Source organism: Bacilli bacterium (genome assembly GCA_035326105.1).
In the GTDB taxonomy this organism is placed as follows: domain Bacteria; phylum Bacillota_I; class Bacilli_A; order RFN20; family CAG-826; genus UBA7706.
Genome location: DAOKYO010000002.1, coordinates 534351 through 550375, shown reverse-complemented (window position 1 = coordinate 550375; position 16025 = coordinate 534351). Strand labels below are relative to the sequence as shown.

The following is a 16025-nucleotide window of genomic DNA, read 5'->3' as shown; positions in this document are numbered from 1 at the left end:
GCAATATGGAAAAAAGAATTTGGTGGAAAAAGGCCGTTGGCTACGAGATATATCCCCAGACATTTGCCGATAGCAACAACGATGGTATCGGTGATTTGCCGGGTATAACTAGTAAACTTCATTATCTAAAAATGCTAGGCATCGATTTAATTTGGATTTGCCCATTTTTAGAGTCGCCGATGGATGATAATGGATACGATATTTCCGATTATTACCGCGTTAATCCATTGTTTGGCACGAATGACGATTTAAAAGAGTTGATCAAACAGGCGCATGAGCTCGGCATCCACGTTATTATGGACTTTGTTCTCAACCACACTTCGGATGAAAATGCTTGGTTTATCGAAGCCCGTAAAAATCGGCAATCGGAAGAACATGATTACTATATTTGGCAACCACCCCGATATGATGAAAAGGGTAATCGACAACCGCCGAATAATTGGCGGGGCTTTTTTAGCGACTCGGCGTGGGCGTATGACGAAGTGGCGGATGAGTATTACATGCGAATTTTCTCCAAGAAAATGCCGGATTTAAATTGGGAAAATCCCCTATTAAGAAAGAAAATCTACGAGATTGCCCGTCACTATTTAGATTTAGGCATTGATGGCTTTCGCCTGGATGCGATTGCCCACTTAGCTCGCGATCTTTCATTTGCCAATTCGACTCAAAATCCGGATTATGATGGATTGACTTTGGATGTAAGTAAGTTTTCTAATCGCGAGCGCCTATTTGATTACCTTCACGAATTTAAGAAAGCGGTATTGGAAGACTATCCCTTGGCTATGACGGTAGGCGAGGTCGGAGGAAGCTCCACTACGCTGACGGCTCTAAAGTATTCCCATAAGGATTATGGATCAATTAATATGGTTTTTAATTTTGATACCTGCTGGGAAAATGGAGCATATGGAAGTGAGACATTACGCGATGATCAAATCATTACTAATGTTTGGAATTTAAAACATAATTTTGCTCGTTGGTATAATGACTGCCATCGCGATGCCTGGCTCCCTTTATATTGGGTAAATCACGATCATCCGCGAGTTCTTAGTCAGTATGGTAATGTGGCTTTTCGAAAAGAATCAGGAAAGATGCTCGCATTAGTTCTCCTGTTTATGTATGGGACACCCTTTCTTTATCAAGGTGAAGAACTTGGAATGAGCAATGTTGACTATCAGTCTTTAGATGACTTTACAAGCGATGTCAGTGCGCGAAATTATATTTTTGATGCGCGTAAACGAGGACTCGATGATGAGCTAATATTACGGTTTTTGAGACGAACATCTCGTATTAACTCTCGCACCCCTATGCAATGGAAAAACGCCCCATATGCCGGATTTAGTCTAGTTCCTCCCCGTATTAAACCCGTGAATAACTATCAGGAAGTAAATGCGGAAGATGAGATAAAAGATCCGGATTCGATTTTTAATTTCTATCGCCAAGCAATCGCCTTACGTAAAGATATGGCAATTCTTGATTCGGTGACGATGAGTGATTTTGTTTTGGAAAATGAAGATGATCCGAATGTCTTTGCCTATCGTCACCCAGGAAAAAAGCACCTTTTTGTTGTGGCTAATTTTCGCCCGTATCCAGTTAATTTTAATTCAAGCTTCTTAGGATTTGAGCATCGTACATTACTCTGTAATTATCTTAATCCGAGTTTAATAGTGGGTGGCAATCAAATAAATTTAAGACCTTTCGAATGCTTCCTTTGGGAGATTGAGGATAATTGATGCGCTATTTTTATCACTTTTGGCTTCAGAAGACGATTGATAGCAACTTGCTATATGATTTCTTCTATGACAATTTTCAAGACAGTGATTTTCGTTTTCGCATGACGACAAAGCGCAATGGCTGCCTTGATACCGAAAGAAATATCGCTGTTGAACTTGAAGGGATAATTCCGATTTTGTCAAACGACTTAGGAACCGGGATCGTATTTGTCGCCTCGCCGATTGATAATGATGTTGCCCACCGGGCGATTATGAAAGCCCGTTCGCTTGGAAACGGACTTTACTTTTTAGCTGAGGTTTTAATTTTAATGCTTGCCGAGAGAGATTATGCCTTGGTACCGGTTCTGCGAAGTCAATTGGATGAAGTACCGCATGAATTAGTCAAAACCGCCGATATGTTTCTAAAATGCGGTCTTAATGCCAGCGACGCGGCTGATAAACTCTATATTCATCGCAATACATTCAATTACCGTCTTTCTAAGTTTATCTCGCTTACTGGGCTGGATATTCGCGATTATTGGACATCGCAGTACTATATGATTTTGAGCCGTATTTCCTCGTCAAAGTAAATTTGTGCACACTGCACTAATCATTTTAGAAATATTGTGATAAACTAAAAATAAAGAATTAAGCAAAGGAGTCATAATATGGCAGAAGTAATTCTTAAAGACGTTTGTAAGCGCTACGAGGGCAACCCGAAAAATTCCGTGACCGATTTTAATATCACGATTTCGGATAAGGAGTTTATCGTCTTCGTCGGCCCATCAGGTTGCGGTAAATCAACTACCCTCCGGATGATTGCTGGTCTAGAAGATATCACAAGTGGCGAATTATATATTGACGGACGACTCTGTAATGATGTTACGCCAAAAGATCGGGGAATCGCAATGGTCTTCCAATCTTATGCGTTATATCCCCATATGACGGTTTACGATAATATGGCATTCGGTTTAAAAATTCAGCATTTACCCAAGGCTGAAATTGATAGCCGGGTTAAAGAAGCCGCCCGGATTCTTGAGATTACCGAATATTTGCAAAGAAAACCGAAAGCTCTATCCGGCGGTCAAAGACAGCGGGTAGCTTTAGGAAGAGCGATTGTTCGTCATGCCAGCGTCGTTTTAATGGATGAGCCATTATCCAACCTTGACGCTAAACTGCGGGTACAAATGCGCTCGGAAATTATTCGTCTGCATGAGCAGATGAACGCGACGACCATTTATGTTACCCACGATCAGACCGAAGCTATGACAATGGCGACACGGATTGTGGTTATGAAGGACGGCTACATTCAGCAGATTGGTTCGCCAATTGAGATTTACCATAAGCCGCGTAATTTGTTTGTTGCCTCCTTTATCGGTAGCCCGGCGATGAATTTCTTTACCGGCATTGTCAAAGGAAGCAAGATTGAACTTGTTCGCCGCTATAAGGAAGATGTCGATGCCAAACTGGTTAAATTCATAAAGATTGAAGGCAATACCATCTATCGTCCAGTTGCTAAAATCAATGTCACCTTGACTGATGAAGAGCATAATGCGATTAAAGGGACTGCGGATGCCGTAGCTTCGCTGCCGGCATCGGTAAAAGAACGGTTGCCGGAAAAAGAAAAAGGTGCTGAAGGAGTGTGGACGGTCGAAGGTAAAGTTGCTTCCTTCATTAAGTATGAAGTAATCAGCGTTAAGAAGACCGATGCCAAATATATCAGCGTGATTGAAAATACAATCTTTGTTCCTTCCGCCGACGATCGGACTGTGCTGGATGTTCCATCTCAATTCCTCGATGCGCTTAAGCCTTATGAAGGCAATATGGTTATCTTCGGCATTCGTCCGGAAGATGTTCACTATAAAGAGAGTCAAGTGGCGCTCGACTACCCGTCAAGCAATTTGGAACTTGACGTAAGCGTTGCAGAATTACTCGGACATGAATACATTCTTCACGGTGGTTTCGCCGGCCAAAAATTAGTGGCTAAGATTCCTGTTGTAAGTGACAAAACCATTCACATCGGGGACAAAATCGACTTGGCTCTTGATTTAGGAAAAGCTCATTTCTTCAAGATTGACACCCCCGAAGAAGCAGAATCTTTGCCGGAATCAGAAAAAGGACTTTGCATTATTTAACGAAGCCGCTTTTAAAAAGCAGATTACTTAACACAACGCCTAGCTTTCATTGGGAAGCGGGCGTTTTTTTGCGTTATTTTTGACCTTTTTATTTACTTGTCATTTTTGGCTACTTAACAAAATAAGTAAAAGTTAAAAATTTGGCACTGAAATTGAAAAAAACGACCTTTTTATCATTTGAAACCGCTATCAAAAAAACTTTACAAGATTAACCTATTAAGTATAATGTAATTGTCATTAAACAAAATTACCGCGAAAAGGACCATTCGTTTAACGTTATTCGTCAGAAATTGTTTTTAATAACGGTCCTTCTCAAGCAAAAAGGAAAGGAGTGTAATTATGTTTAAAAAGTCAAAAGTTGCTGTTGTTGCTTTGACTTCGCTGCTCTTAGCAGCATGTGGCGGAACGCAAGCATCGACAATAACCAGTTCGACCACTAGCGATTCGACAAGTTTAGCTGACCCCGTTACAGTTACGGTTACCGATGACACGGTTAGGTCCACAATTGATAGCTCATTCTTACCGGGTGTTACGGCGCAGAGAGTTCGTCTGACCGTTTGGTCGGAAACAGAATCTCATCCGTTGTTCAAAGAATTGATTGGTGAATTCGCTAAACAATATTTTTATGATGAATCTTCAAATACAAAGTACGAATTTATTGTCACGATCGGTGATGAATTCTCCGATGCGGCGACCAAGATCACTCAAGATTTAGATGTTGCCCCTGATGTCTTTGGTTTCCCCGATGATCAACTCGGAAAATTGGTTGATGCGGGAGCCATTCAAGAAATCACTGGTTCTAATAAGACGTGGGTGAACGAAAACAATGTTCAAGCATCTGTTTCTTCTGCAACCTATAACAACAAATTATATGCATTTCCACAAACGGCTGATAACGGTTACTTCTTGTATTATAATAAGAATTATCTTACCGCCGATGATGTGAAAACATTTGATGGAATTCTTGCCAAACTTGAATCCACCAATCAGCAGATTGTTTTCCCGTTTGAAGATTCATGGTACATTCCATCTTTCTTCTTCAATCAAGGAAATATATCTTATGATCCGGCCACAAAGACGATGACTTGCGACTTTGATAACGCAGTTGGTCTTGAAGGGGCAAGAGGATTTGCCAAGATTGTTCAAGAACATACGGCGGCTCTAAGAATTGCTGACGTTAACGCAAACTCAGCTTTGTTTGCGACAACGGATAGTGAAGGAGCCCCGATTACTCCAGTCGCGGTCGCCGGTGTTACCGGAACTTGGAATGCCGGACCATTGAGAGCAGCTATGGGCAGTGGATATGCGGCTACCAAGTTGCCGACATTTACTCCTTATGATGAAAATGACGCCGCGCTTGCTCAACGTCAAATGGGCTCATTTGCCGGTTCAAAATTAATCGGCACCAAAGCTCAAGACGATCCAGATAAGTTATACTTCTCCAGTTTGCTTGCTAAGTATTTGACCAGTGAAGACGCTCAGGTTCGTCGTTTCCAATCTCAAGGATTTGGACCATCCAATATCATGGCCCAAAATGATCCGGCGGTTCTTGCCGATGTGGCCATCTCCGCGCTTAATGCTCAAGCTCCATATGCGGTTAGCCAATCGCGTTCAGTCGGCAATACCTTCTGGGATCCGACGGCGGCCTTTGGAAAATCGGTGGTCGCTAACGATTATGGCGAAGGATTGACTCTAGCCGATGCTTTAGCGGCTTGGGTAGCTGCCCTCACAACCCCAGCGGCTTAATTCGATTATTTTATGAAATGTATTTAGGGCGAGTGTCGGATTAACATTCGCCCTAAATTTCTATTATTAAGGGAGTTAATTATGAAAGAGCAAAATGTAAAAAAACTTGGCTTCTTTCCTTGGATCGGTCAATCAATTCTTGATTCAATAATCAAATTAGGAAAGTGGTTGCTTGATTTCCTTTGGACAATTATTAAAGCTTTCATCAACATCTTTGTCTTCGCATATAAAATCATTGTCAAAGTAGGTAAGGCGATTGGACTATGGTTTTATAATTACGTAAATCGTTTTATTAAAGGAAATTTTAAAACCCGATTATCCTATCTCTTCGTCGGTTTTGGTCATATTACTAATGGCCAAGTCGTCAAAGGAGTGGCTCTGCTGGTTTTAGAGGCCCTGTTTATTGTATTTATGGTTCTCCCTCAAGGAGGAGCGTATTGGCTTAGTCAAATAAATATATTTGGCCAAATTGGCGGCGATGGGATGCGTTGGATTGGCGACATAGGGACGACTTATAATTATGTCATAATATCCAAGTTCGGCGAGGTGCTCATTACGAAGACCACCGGATTTGCCTCAAATTCAATGCTGGTGATGCTCTACTCGATAGCCACACTATTGATTATTGCGGCCTTTTTTGCACTTTACACTTACGGAATCAGTGCTGCTTATTCGCTTCAACAGAAGAAAGAAGAGGGGACGCATATCGCCACCTTTAAGGAAGAGACACACGCCTTATTAGATCGTCGCTTTCATGTTACGGTTTTAAGTCTACCGACCTTAACGATACTGACGTTTACCATCCTTCCTTTGATATTCATGATTTTGCTGGCTTTTACGAATGCCAGTTTGTTTTATTTCCCCCCGTCAAGAAGATTTGCCTGGACCGGGCTTGATACTTTCGGTCAGCTTTTCGGCGGGAATGCCGGTTATTCGTTTGCCATCGGCGAGATTTTTAAGTGGACAATTTTGTGGGCGGTTTTGGCCACCTTCACCAATTATATTGGCGGAATGATTTTGGCATTACTCATCAACAAAAAAGGCATTAAATTCAAAAAGATTTGGCGGACATTATTTATTATATCAATCGCCATTCCGCAATTTATTTCCCTGTCGATGATGGCTAAATTCCTTGCTAAGGACGGGCCGATTTTTAATGCCTTGGATGCCTTGGGGTGGATGAAACCAATCAATATATTCAATGATACGCGTTCCGCGCGAACGAGTGTTGTCTTGATTAACATGTGGATTGGTATGCCTTATACAATGTTGATTACATCGGGAATATTAATGAATATTCCGGCGGACTTATATGAATCGGCGCGCATTGATGGCGCGGGTCCGGTAACGCAGTTCTTTAAGATTACTCTCCCCTATATGTTGTTTGTCACCGGTCCATATCTAATCACTCAGTTCATTGGCAACATAAATAACTTCAACGTTATCTTCTTTCTGACCGGCGGCGGCCCCGATATTACCACGCGTGGTATTACTTACGGTCGAACGGACTTGCTGATTACTTGGTTATATGATTTAACACTCGGCGGTTCTAAGCAGGAGTACGCGATCGGCTCGGCTATCGGCATCATAGTTTTCTTAATTTCGGCTTTTATCTCACTCGTTATGTATAGCAAGTCTTCAGCTAATGTTAATGAAGATGAGTTTCAATGATTGAAAGGAAGAACAAGAACATGGAATTACAAAATACTAATGTAGTCGCTAAACACAAAAAACCACTTTTCTTCCAAAGCATGCATTTTCGGCGCGGACTCGGGAATACGCTTATTTACCTTTTGCTCGGAGTTATGGCGGTCGTTTGGATGTTTCCGATTATTTGGCTCATGGCGCAATCTTTTCGGGCTCCGGTTTATTCCTATACGATTAATCCTTCCGGCCAGATGGTTATAACGGCGAGCAATCTTGGATTTACTCCGATCAGACCAAATCATTGGTGGGGATATATATTCCCGGAGAAGTGGAGTTTGGACAACTATTACTTGCTCTTTACCGATACGGCTAACTACGATTATCTGCATTACTTTCTCAACACTTTAATCGTGGCGATTTTTACCTGTATTATATCGACGGTTATCGTCTTGCTTACATCCTATGCCTTCTCTCGTCTGCGGTTTAAAGCCCGTAAGCCGATGATGAAACTTTTAATGATTCTCGGTATGTTTCCTGGATTTATGTCGATGATTGCTATTTACTTTATTCTCAAAGGAATCGGTTTACTACCAGGAGGTGGAAGAACAAGCGTTCCAACAGCCAATTATTTGATTGCGATTGTTTTGGTTAACATTTCTGGCGCAGCGATGGGATATTATGTTTCCAAGGGATATTTTGACACTATTTCCCGTTCAATTGATGAAGCTGCCGAAATTGATGGGGCAAATAAAGCACAGATTTTTTGGAACATTACTCTTCCACTTTCTAAACCGATTGTTATTTATCAAGCCTTAACGGCATTTATGGGGCCATGGGGCGATTATATTTTCAGTAGCACGATTACCCGGACAGAAAAACGTGCCTGGTTGGTTGCGCAGGGGCTATTTTCAATGATCGATGGATTAGGTGACTTAAACATATACTTCACTCGCTATGCCGCGGGATCGATTCTTCTATCGGTGCCGATTGTTATTCTCTTCATCTTCATGCAGAGATACTACGTTTCCGGTGTAACGGGTGGCGCGGTGAAAGGATAATGCCATGGCGAACAAGAAAAGTCGTTTAGCCATCGGTTTTATCGGTTTCACTTTGCTTCTCACCGGCTGTGGCAATAATCAAAATTCGCAATCCTCTTCTTCAGAGGAGACGACGAGTAATAGCACATCGCCTATTGACTATGAAATAGGCGATTATACCAATGCCGGAGGAACATTTTACGAAATTTTTGTCCGGGCATTTGCCGATAGCAATAATGATGGTATCGGCGATTTAAATGGCGTTAAAAATAAGATTTCTTATTTGAAAACGCTGGGCATATCCGGAATATGGTTGATGCCGGTTAATCCCTCCCCGAGTTATCACGGATATAATGTATCGAATTATTATGGCATTGAGTCGGACTACGGAACCCTCAGTGATTTTGAAAATCTTGTGAGCGTGGCCGACGAGAATGATATTTCGATAATTATCGATTTGGTCATCAACCACAGCGGAAGCGACAATCCTTATTTTCAAAAGTCGGCGGCCTATGTTACCGGAACTAATCGGAGCGCGGAAAATGCATCGTATGCGGACTGGTATACATGGCATGAAGGCGCGGTTACTCCCGATGAGAATTTGAAGGGAACCTATCGCCGATATCAGAGTACCAATTGGTACTATCTGGCTAATTTTGATTCATCGATGCCCGATTTTAATTTAGATAGCGAAGGCGTTCGCAATGAAATAACGAGTATTGCCTATTACTGGCTGGATAAAGGGGTAAGCGGATTTAGGCTTGATGCCACCACTTGGTTTTATGAAAACGATCATCAAAAGAACATCCAGTTTCTTTCTTGGTTCAATACCATGGTCAAAAATCACAAAAGCGATGCCTACATCGTTGGTGAAGCGTGGCTTGATAGTGCCGACTATAATAAACTGCCTGATTATTATGCCAGTGGGGTCGATAGTTTCTTCTACTTTGCCGGATCGCAAAGTACGGGCGCGTTTGCCACGGGAATTCAAAACACCAATGGTGAATGGCTGTCGTCAACGCTGGAAACCTATTATGACCAACTTTTTGCCAGCAGTCCCACGGCATTAAATGCCTCCTTCCTCAGCAATCATGATCAAGATCGCTCCAGCGGATATGCGGCATTTTATCAGATGTTAAAACGAAAATTAGGTGCCAGTGTGTATCTTCTCACTCCGGGCATTCCCTACCTCTATTACGGCGAGGAAATCGGCTTAAAGGGAAGCGGCGCGGATGAGAATAAACGTTTACCGATGATTTGGAGCGAACTTGACAAAAGTGAAGAATGCACTCCGGTTTCGGGCTATACATATGACTTATCGCGGCAAGTAACCGCGGGCGCCACGGATTTACTGCCGGAAAACTTTTCACTTTTAAATCATTATCGAAAGGTGATTTCAATTCGTAACCGTTATCCGGGAATTCAAAGCGCGCATATTGAAGCATTGGATTTAGGAAGGGTCCCGTTAATGGGAATAAAGTTGACCGAACCTTCACTTCCCGATGGAGAATTAGTAATAGTTCATAATTTTGCCGCTGAGGAGCAAACCTTTGCCACCAGTTTAATAGTTGCGGATGAGATTGATACCTCAGAAATTCGTCCGTTAGTCGATGGGGGAAACATCACCTTGGCCCCTTATTCTTCGGTTGTTCTTGTGAAAGGAAATTAATTTATATGCGTTTAGCTGGCATTCTTCAACCTGTAGCATCTCTACCCGCCAAGCATGGAATGGGAGATTTTGGGCCGACGGCCTATAAATTTGTCGATTTAATTAAAGAAAGCAAAGTAAGGATTTGGCAGATTCTTCCCCTCAATCCCTTGGGTTATGGCAATTCGCCTTATCAACCATATTCGAGTAAGGCATTAGATGAGGCTTATATTTCCTTAGAACTACTGCAGAAAGATGGACTTTTGCCTAAGCGCGTACCAACCTTTAATCGGCGACAGGAAGTGGTCGATTTTGATGGCGTGCATCAATTTAAAGATTATTGGCTACGCAGAGCATATGCCGATTTTATCAAACTTCATAAAAGGGGATTGGCGGCATTTAAAAAGAACAACTCATGGGTTTATTTCTATGCCGTATTTCGTCTTTTGAAATCGCAGAACGATGAAAAGTTATGGACAGAATGGCGTAAAGAAGACAAGGAGTGGATCATAGACCGTAAGCGGGATCTTACACCGTTTGAAAACGAAATCAACTACCTTATTTGGCTTCAGTATGTAGCTTGGAAACAATGGAATGACTTGCATTTATATACTAATGCCCAAGGGATAAAAATAATGGGCGATATTCCGATGTATGTCGGAATTGACAGCGACGATGTTTGGACTAATCAAGCGGCCTTTCTTCTCGATAAGGACGGGAATCCGTCATTTATTGCGGGGGTTCCACCGGATTATTTTTCAAAGACCGGGCAAAGATGGGGCAACCCGATTTATAACTGGGATTATTTGAAAGCGCATGGCTATTCTTTCTGGAATGAAAGACTAAGGTATAACTCCCAATTGTTTGATATCATCCGCATTGATCACTTTCGGGCTTTTGACACATATTGGAAAATCCCTGCGTCTTGCTTAACGGCTGTGGAGGGAGAATGGGTATTAGGTCCCAGATATGACTTCTTTGACGAATTATTCAAATTGATGCCAGATATTCAAATTGTGGCGGAAGATTTAGGCGATTTGCGACCCGAAGTGTTGGAACTGCGAGACCATTATCACTTCATGGGCATGAAGATTATCGAGTTTTCTTTTAATCCATATAATTTGGATGAGACAAGAAAAAATGATCGCCCCAATTTAATTGTCTATACCGGTACCCACGACAATGAAACGATTTTGGGCTGGTGGATGAATCGGGATCCGGAATATCAAAATCGGACCCTCGGCTACTTCTATGATTTAGGATATCGGGAGAACTTGCCTTCGATTACGGATAAATTTATTGCTTTTACACTTAATAATGTTGCCGACTGGGCTATTTTGCCAACGCAGGATATTCTTGGTCTCGACAATTCGGCACGGATAAATACTCCGGGAACCATTGGCTCGCCAAATTGGGAATGGAAGATGGCCGACTATCGTCTTTTAGAAGAAAGATTGAAATTTTTTAAAGGGCTTGTTTCCGATAGCAATCGGGGATGAGTTTTAAGGAGGAACACCGTATGAAAATTTGGAAAAAGATTAAAACGATAGGCGTTTTGGTTGGCGCTATTTTAACCTTAATTGTAGCGTCTAATTCGACCATCGTGTCTTCGAAAATGATAACTGCGACCAAAAGAAATGTCGCATATTCGGAACCGACAATCGTATTTCACTACCATCGCGCCGACAACAATTATACCAATTGGGATCTTTGGCTTTGGGAGTATGGCAAGGACGGGGTTGCGACCGCATTTACCGATGAGGATAGCTATGGTAAATATGTAGCTCTTCCCCTATCCACTTGGTCAAATACGGAATCGGTCTATGTTATCGCCCGTAAAACGGATTGGTCGGCGCAAACTTCGGACTTAGAGGTGGTATATAGCAATTTCACCTTATCGACCGACAATGCCTATGACATTTATATGGTCGATTTAGAGAATACGCTCTATGCCAGTGCGGAAGAGGCTTTGGCGGATAAAATTCTTAGTTCGCGTTTTGTCGAAGTTAATGCAGTCGAAGTGGTGACAAACTATTTCCCTTCCGTTTTTATCGTTAAAGAAAACGATAATTCCTTGACGAGTTCAAGTGGCACGCCGGTTTATAATGCAACTTCTTATTCCTACAAGACAACGGTGACGGTCGGAGATAGTGGTTTTGCAATGGACTTTAACAATAGCTACTCAGTTTTTGTTACTTTCCACGATAGCGGAGAGACAAAATCGGCTTCCGTATCGATTTCGGGCCTATTTGATACCTCCTATTTTAAGGAAAACTCGACTTATAGCGGCAGCGATTTAGGCGTAACTTATTCGTCAACATCGTCAATATTTAAAGTCTGGGCACCGACAAGCAGCCAAGTTGTACTCAGAATATACGAGAGCGGAACTCCAACAACGGTTGATTCCGTTTCAGGCGATAATAACTTTACCCCCTATGCGATGAGCAAGGGAGATTATGGAGTTTGGGCGGTAACTGTCAATGGTGATTTGAATGGCAAATATTACACCTTCTTTGTAACTAACGCGATGTTTCCTTCCGGTGTGGAGGCCGTTGACCCATATGCTAAAGCGGCAGGTGTAAATGGCGAAAGAGGAATGATCTTAGACTTTTCATCCACCGATCCAACCGGATGGGATGATGTAAACTTGCCGGAAATTGAGCCAACGCAAGCGGCGGTATACGAAATGCATGTAGCTGATTTAACAAGCGATTCAACCTGGAATGGTCACGAGAGTTCAAGAAAGAAATATCTTGGTCTTATTGAAGAGGGAACAACCTATACCCAAGATGGAATGACTGTAACCACCGGCTTTGACCATATTAAGGAACTCGGTGTCAATGTCGTGCAAATTCTTCCTTTCTTTGACCAGAGCAATGATGAGGTTAACGTCGCATTCAACTGGGGATATAATCCCAAAAATTACGATGTGCTGGAGGGGGCTTATAGCAGCAATCCCTATGATGGCGCCATCCGGGTCAATGAATTCAAACAAGTTGTTCAAGCCTATTCCCAGGCGGGAATTCGTATTGTGATGGACGTTGTTTATAACCATGTTGCCAGTGTCAGTTCTTCATCATTTAACAAAATTGTTCCCGAATACTACTTCCGTTATAAGGAAGACGGATCGCTTTCTAATGGATCGGGAGTTGGTAACGATACGGCTTCCGAACGCATTATGATGCAGCGTTTTATGACCGACAGCACTGCTTGGTGGACGGAAGAATACAAGATTGGCGGATTTCGTTTTGATCTCATGGGACTTCATGATGTGGAAACAATGAATGCAATTTCCGCGCGTGTTCATGCCATTGACAGCCATTCACTGATCTATGGTGAACCTTGGAAGTTATCAACCGTCACTGCGGTTGATACCACATTAGCTACCTATGACAATATTCCGCAAATAAGTAATGTCGGAGGATTTAACGATGCCTTCCGTGATGGGGTTAAAGGCAGTGTTTTTGATAAGACCGGTGTTGGATGGGTACAAAATGGCAGTCCCAGCGTCACCCAAACAACCAATGTTAAAAACGGACTCCTGGGTATTGAAACAGGCGGAAGCGACGATCCGGCACAGGTAGTCAACTATGTTGATTGCCATGATAACAACACTTTATTTGACAAAATGTCACTAACGACAGATTTAAACATTTACGATGAAAACACAATTTTGAAGCGGGTAACGCAGGCGGCCGCCATGACGTTGACCGCCGAAGGAATCAGCTTTTTTCAAGGCGGAACAGAGTTTTTAAGAACCAAGCCAAAAGATGGCGGAAAATTCGATGACAACTCATATCAATCCAGTTATGAAGTCAATGACTTTGACTGGGATCGGAAGATAACCTATCATCAACAATATGAAATTTTTAGAGAATTAGTGGCGCTTAAAACTGGAAACAGCCTTTTCCAATATGGTACGCGCGCCGCGGTTGATTCCCATGTTACCTATACGAGTGCGAGTGAATTGGGAATCGATGCTCCAATTATGAAATTATCCTATGTTGACGGCGATAACCAAATGGCAATTTATCATATCGGAACGACGACGCGGGTTACGGTCGATCTTACCGGTTACGAAGTGGTAGTTGACACAAGCGGAACTTTCGCGGTCGGGGAACGCCTCGGCAGTGAGCGCTTGCTGGGAAATACTACTTTAATCTTGAAACCGGTCTCCGGCAGTTCACCGTCAAGTGATTCGACTAGCGGCGGCAGTTCGTCCAACGGCGATGGCGATAACGGAGGGCTTTCCACTCTCGGCATCGTTTTGGCGGTCGGTGGGGGGCTGATTATTCTTGGCGGAGGTACGGCGTTGATACTTCTTCTTAAGAAAAAGAAACATTTTTAAGCAAAAAGTTAAGGCCTTGAAAAAAGGCCTTTTCTTTTTTGGCTAAAAAAGCGTATTTATTGTAAATGTGGATTAAAATTAAACTTAAATTAAACTTAAAATATTTTAGCCTAAAGTAAATATATGTTGACGAAAGCGCTACCATATAATAGAATTAAGTAGGTTATAAACCAACTTTTCAATTGATAAGGAGGAATGAACGTCAATGAAAAAGTTTGCGAGAACGTTGTTTGTCGCAGGTTTGTTGTTTGGAGTTGCCGGCTGTGGTGGCGGCACAAGTACATCTAGTGAACCATCATCAGAGCCATCGTCAGAAGTAGTCACTTACTTGGTTTCGTTTTGGAAGAACACGGATGGTGGCTTTCTAAGCGAAGTTGAAGTTAATGCTGGAGAAACAGTTGCTCGGCCAACCGATCCAACTTGGGAAGGCTACGATTTTGTCGGATGGTATACGGATAAAGCTTATACCGCCGAATACGATTTCGAAACTCCGGTGAATGGTGATCTGGATCTCTATGCGAAATGGAATATTCAATTCGTTCAAGATCCAACCGTTTATCACTTAATTGGTAGTTTTAAAAACACTGCCTATCCCGCCGAATGGGATGTCACCGATGAAACGACGATATTGGTTGATGAGGACTTAGAAGATGCGGCAAACATCTTCAGTATTGACATTGAACTTGGTCAATACGCGCAATTTAAGATCAAGGATATGTCGACGGGTTCCGCCTGGGATGACGGTGTCTATTGGGGTGTCGAATATGTCGATATGGAGTCTGGCAATGCGGCTGAGAATGTTCAAGCCGACAACCCGGATTCAGATAAAGAAAATATTACAATACTCCATGCAGGGGCATATCATATTGAACTTGAAACTCAATATGTAAACAATGCTCCAGTCTTATCAACGGCCGTCGTGCGGATCAATCGTACCGGTGATGCCGTTGGTGAAGGCGTTACTCCGGATGCTGATCCCGATGCGGTCGATACTTGGGGAATTATCGGCGGCTTTAACAGCTGGACCGAAGATGCTGTAAGTTTCGTCGCAACGACTGTTGCCGGAACAGAACTTTGGGTTCGCAATATGTTTATTCCGGCTGGAACCGAGTTTAAGGTTCGGGCCAATGGTGATTGGGTTAAACAATTCGCTTTTGGCGGATTAACGGTTGACGCAAGTGCCGAAGGATTGCTTATCGGTTCCTCGGAAATCACCGATGATCCAGAAACGGAAGAAGTTGAATCCGGATATGATCCGGCTTCCAATATCAAAGCGGCCGTTGATGGCATTTATAGTTTCCACATTGTGGTTACGGATGGCGTCGCCGCTCTAACCGGTTTCGGACATAGTTTAGCTGATGGCACGTTCTATCTTGCCGGCTCATTTGCGATTGGGACTTCTTGGAGTAACCAAGTAGCCTTAACTGCTGGTGAACCGGTGGTTGATGAGACAACCACGACTTATACTTATACAGCTACCGGATTAGCGCTTGTTACGAATAATGAACTTAAAGCTAAGTCGGAAAACACCTGGGAAATTTCATTTGGTACCGAAACAGGAAACTTAAAAGTGACCGAAGACGGAACCTATGATGTTACCTTGACGATTGTCGTTACGGAAGGCTCGGTTGTAGTCAGTTCAACGCTTGCCCTTTCGCCGACAGCCATCTAATTTATACGCATTTTATTGAAAGAAAAGCTCACCTTTACGGGTGAGTTTTTCATTTTATTATTCTTTTAACTATGTTAAAATAA

General features: G+C 42.6%; 9 protein-coding genes and 1 pseudogene. All 10 read left to right on the top strand.

Annotation, left to right across the window (positions count from 1 at the left end):
• The first annotated feature begins 5 nt into the window (after window positions 1–5).
• The 10 genes and pseudogenes from PKC96_07020 (at window position 6) to PKC96_06975 (ending at window position 15942) form a co-directional block, all read left to right on the top strand.
• Complete coding sequence (locus tag PKC96_07020) at window positions 6–1730, top strand: alpha-glucosidase (GenBank protein HMM01062.1); 1725 nt, start codon at window positions 6–8, stop codon at window positions 1728–1730.
• Window positions 1730–2299, top strand: a complete 570-nt coding sequence (locus PKC96_07015; protein HMM01061.1) for a helix-turn-helix domain-containing protein — start codon at window positions 1730–1732, stop codon at window positions 2297–2299. The genes PKC96_07020 and PKC96_07015 overlap by 1 nt, the downstream gene beginning before the upstream one ends.
• A gap of 78 nt (window positions 2300–2377) precedes the next feature.
• A pseudogene (locus PKC96_07010) lies at window positions 2378–3115 on the top strand (ATP-binding cassette domain-containing protein).
• A 1068-nt stretch (window positions 3116–4183) separates the two neighbouring features.
• Window positions 4184–5590, top strand: a complete 1407-nt coding sequence (locus PKC96_07005) for an extracellular solute-binding protein (protein ID HMM01060.1) — start codon at window positions 4184–4186, stop codon at window positions 5588–5590.
• An 81-nt stretch (window positions 5591–5671) separates the two neighbouring features.
• Window positions 5672–7261, top strand: a complete 1590-nt coding sequence (locus PKC96_07000; GenBank protein HMM01059.1) for a sugar ABC transporter permease — start codon at window positions 5672–5674, stop codon at window positions 7259–7261.
• An 80-nt stretch (window positions 7262–7341) separates the two neighbouring features.
• On the top strand, window positions 7342–8295 hold the full coding sequence (locus PKC96_06995; protein HMM01058.1) for a sugar ABC transporter permease: 954 nt from the start codon (window positions 7342–7344) through the stop codon (window positions 8293–8295).
• A 4-nt stretch (window positions 8296–8299) separates the two neighbouring features.
• The gene (locus PKC96_06990; GenBank protein ID HMM01057.1) at window positions 8300–9943 is read left to right on the top strand and encodes an alpha-amylase family glycosyl hydrolase; all 1644 of its coding nucleotides are present in this window, start codon (window positions 8300–8302) and stop codon (window positions 9941–9943) included.
• 5 nt (window positions 9944–9948) lie between these two features.
• Window positions 9949–11421 carry a 4-alpha-glucanotransferase gene (gene malQ / locus PKC96_06985; protein ID HMM01056.1) on the top strand — a complete coding sequence of 491 codons (1473 nt, stop codon included), beginning with the start codon at window positions 9949–9951 and terminating at the stop codon, window positions 11419–11421.
• Window positions 11422–11441: 20 nt separating this feature from the next.
• Window positions 11442–14270: a type I pullulanase gene (pulA, locus tag PKC96_06980; GenBank protein ID HMM01055.1), complete on the top strand. Its 2829-nt coding sequence runs from the start codon at window positions 11442–11444 to the stop codon at window positions 14268–14270.
• 205 nt (window positions 14271–14475) lie between these two features.
• Window positions 14476–15942, top strand: coding sequence for an InlB B-repeat-containing protein (locus PKC96_06975; GenBank protein ID HMM01054.1), 1467 nt, complete (start codon window positions 14476–14478; stop codon window positions 15940–15942).
• Window positions 15943–16025 lie beyond the last annotated feature (83 nt).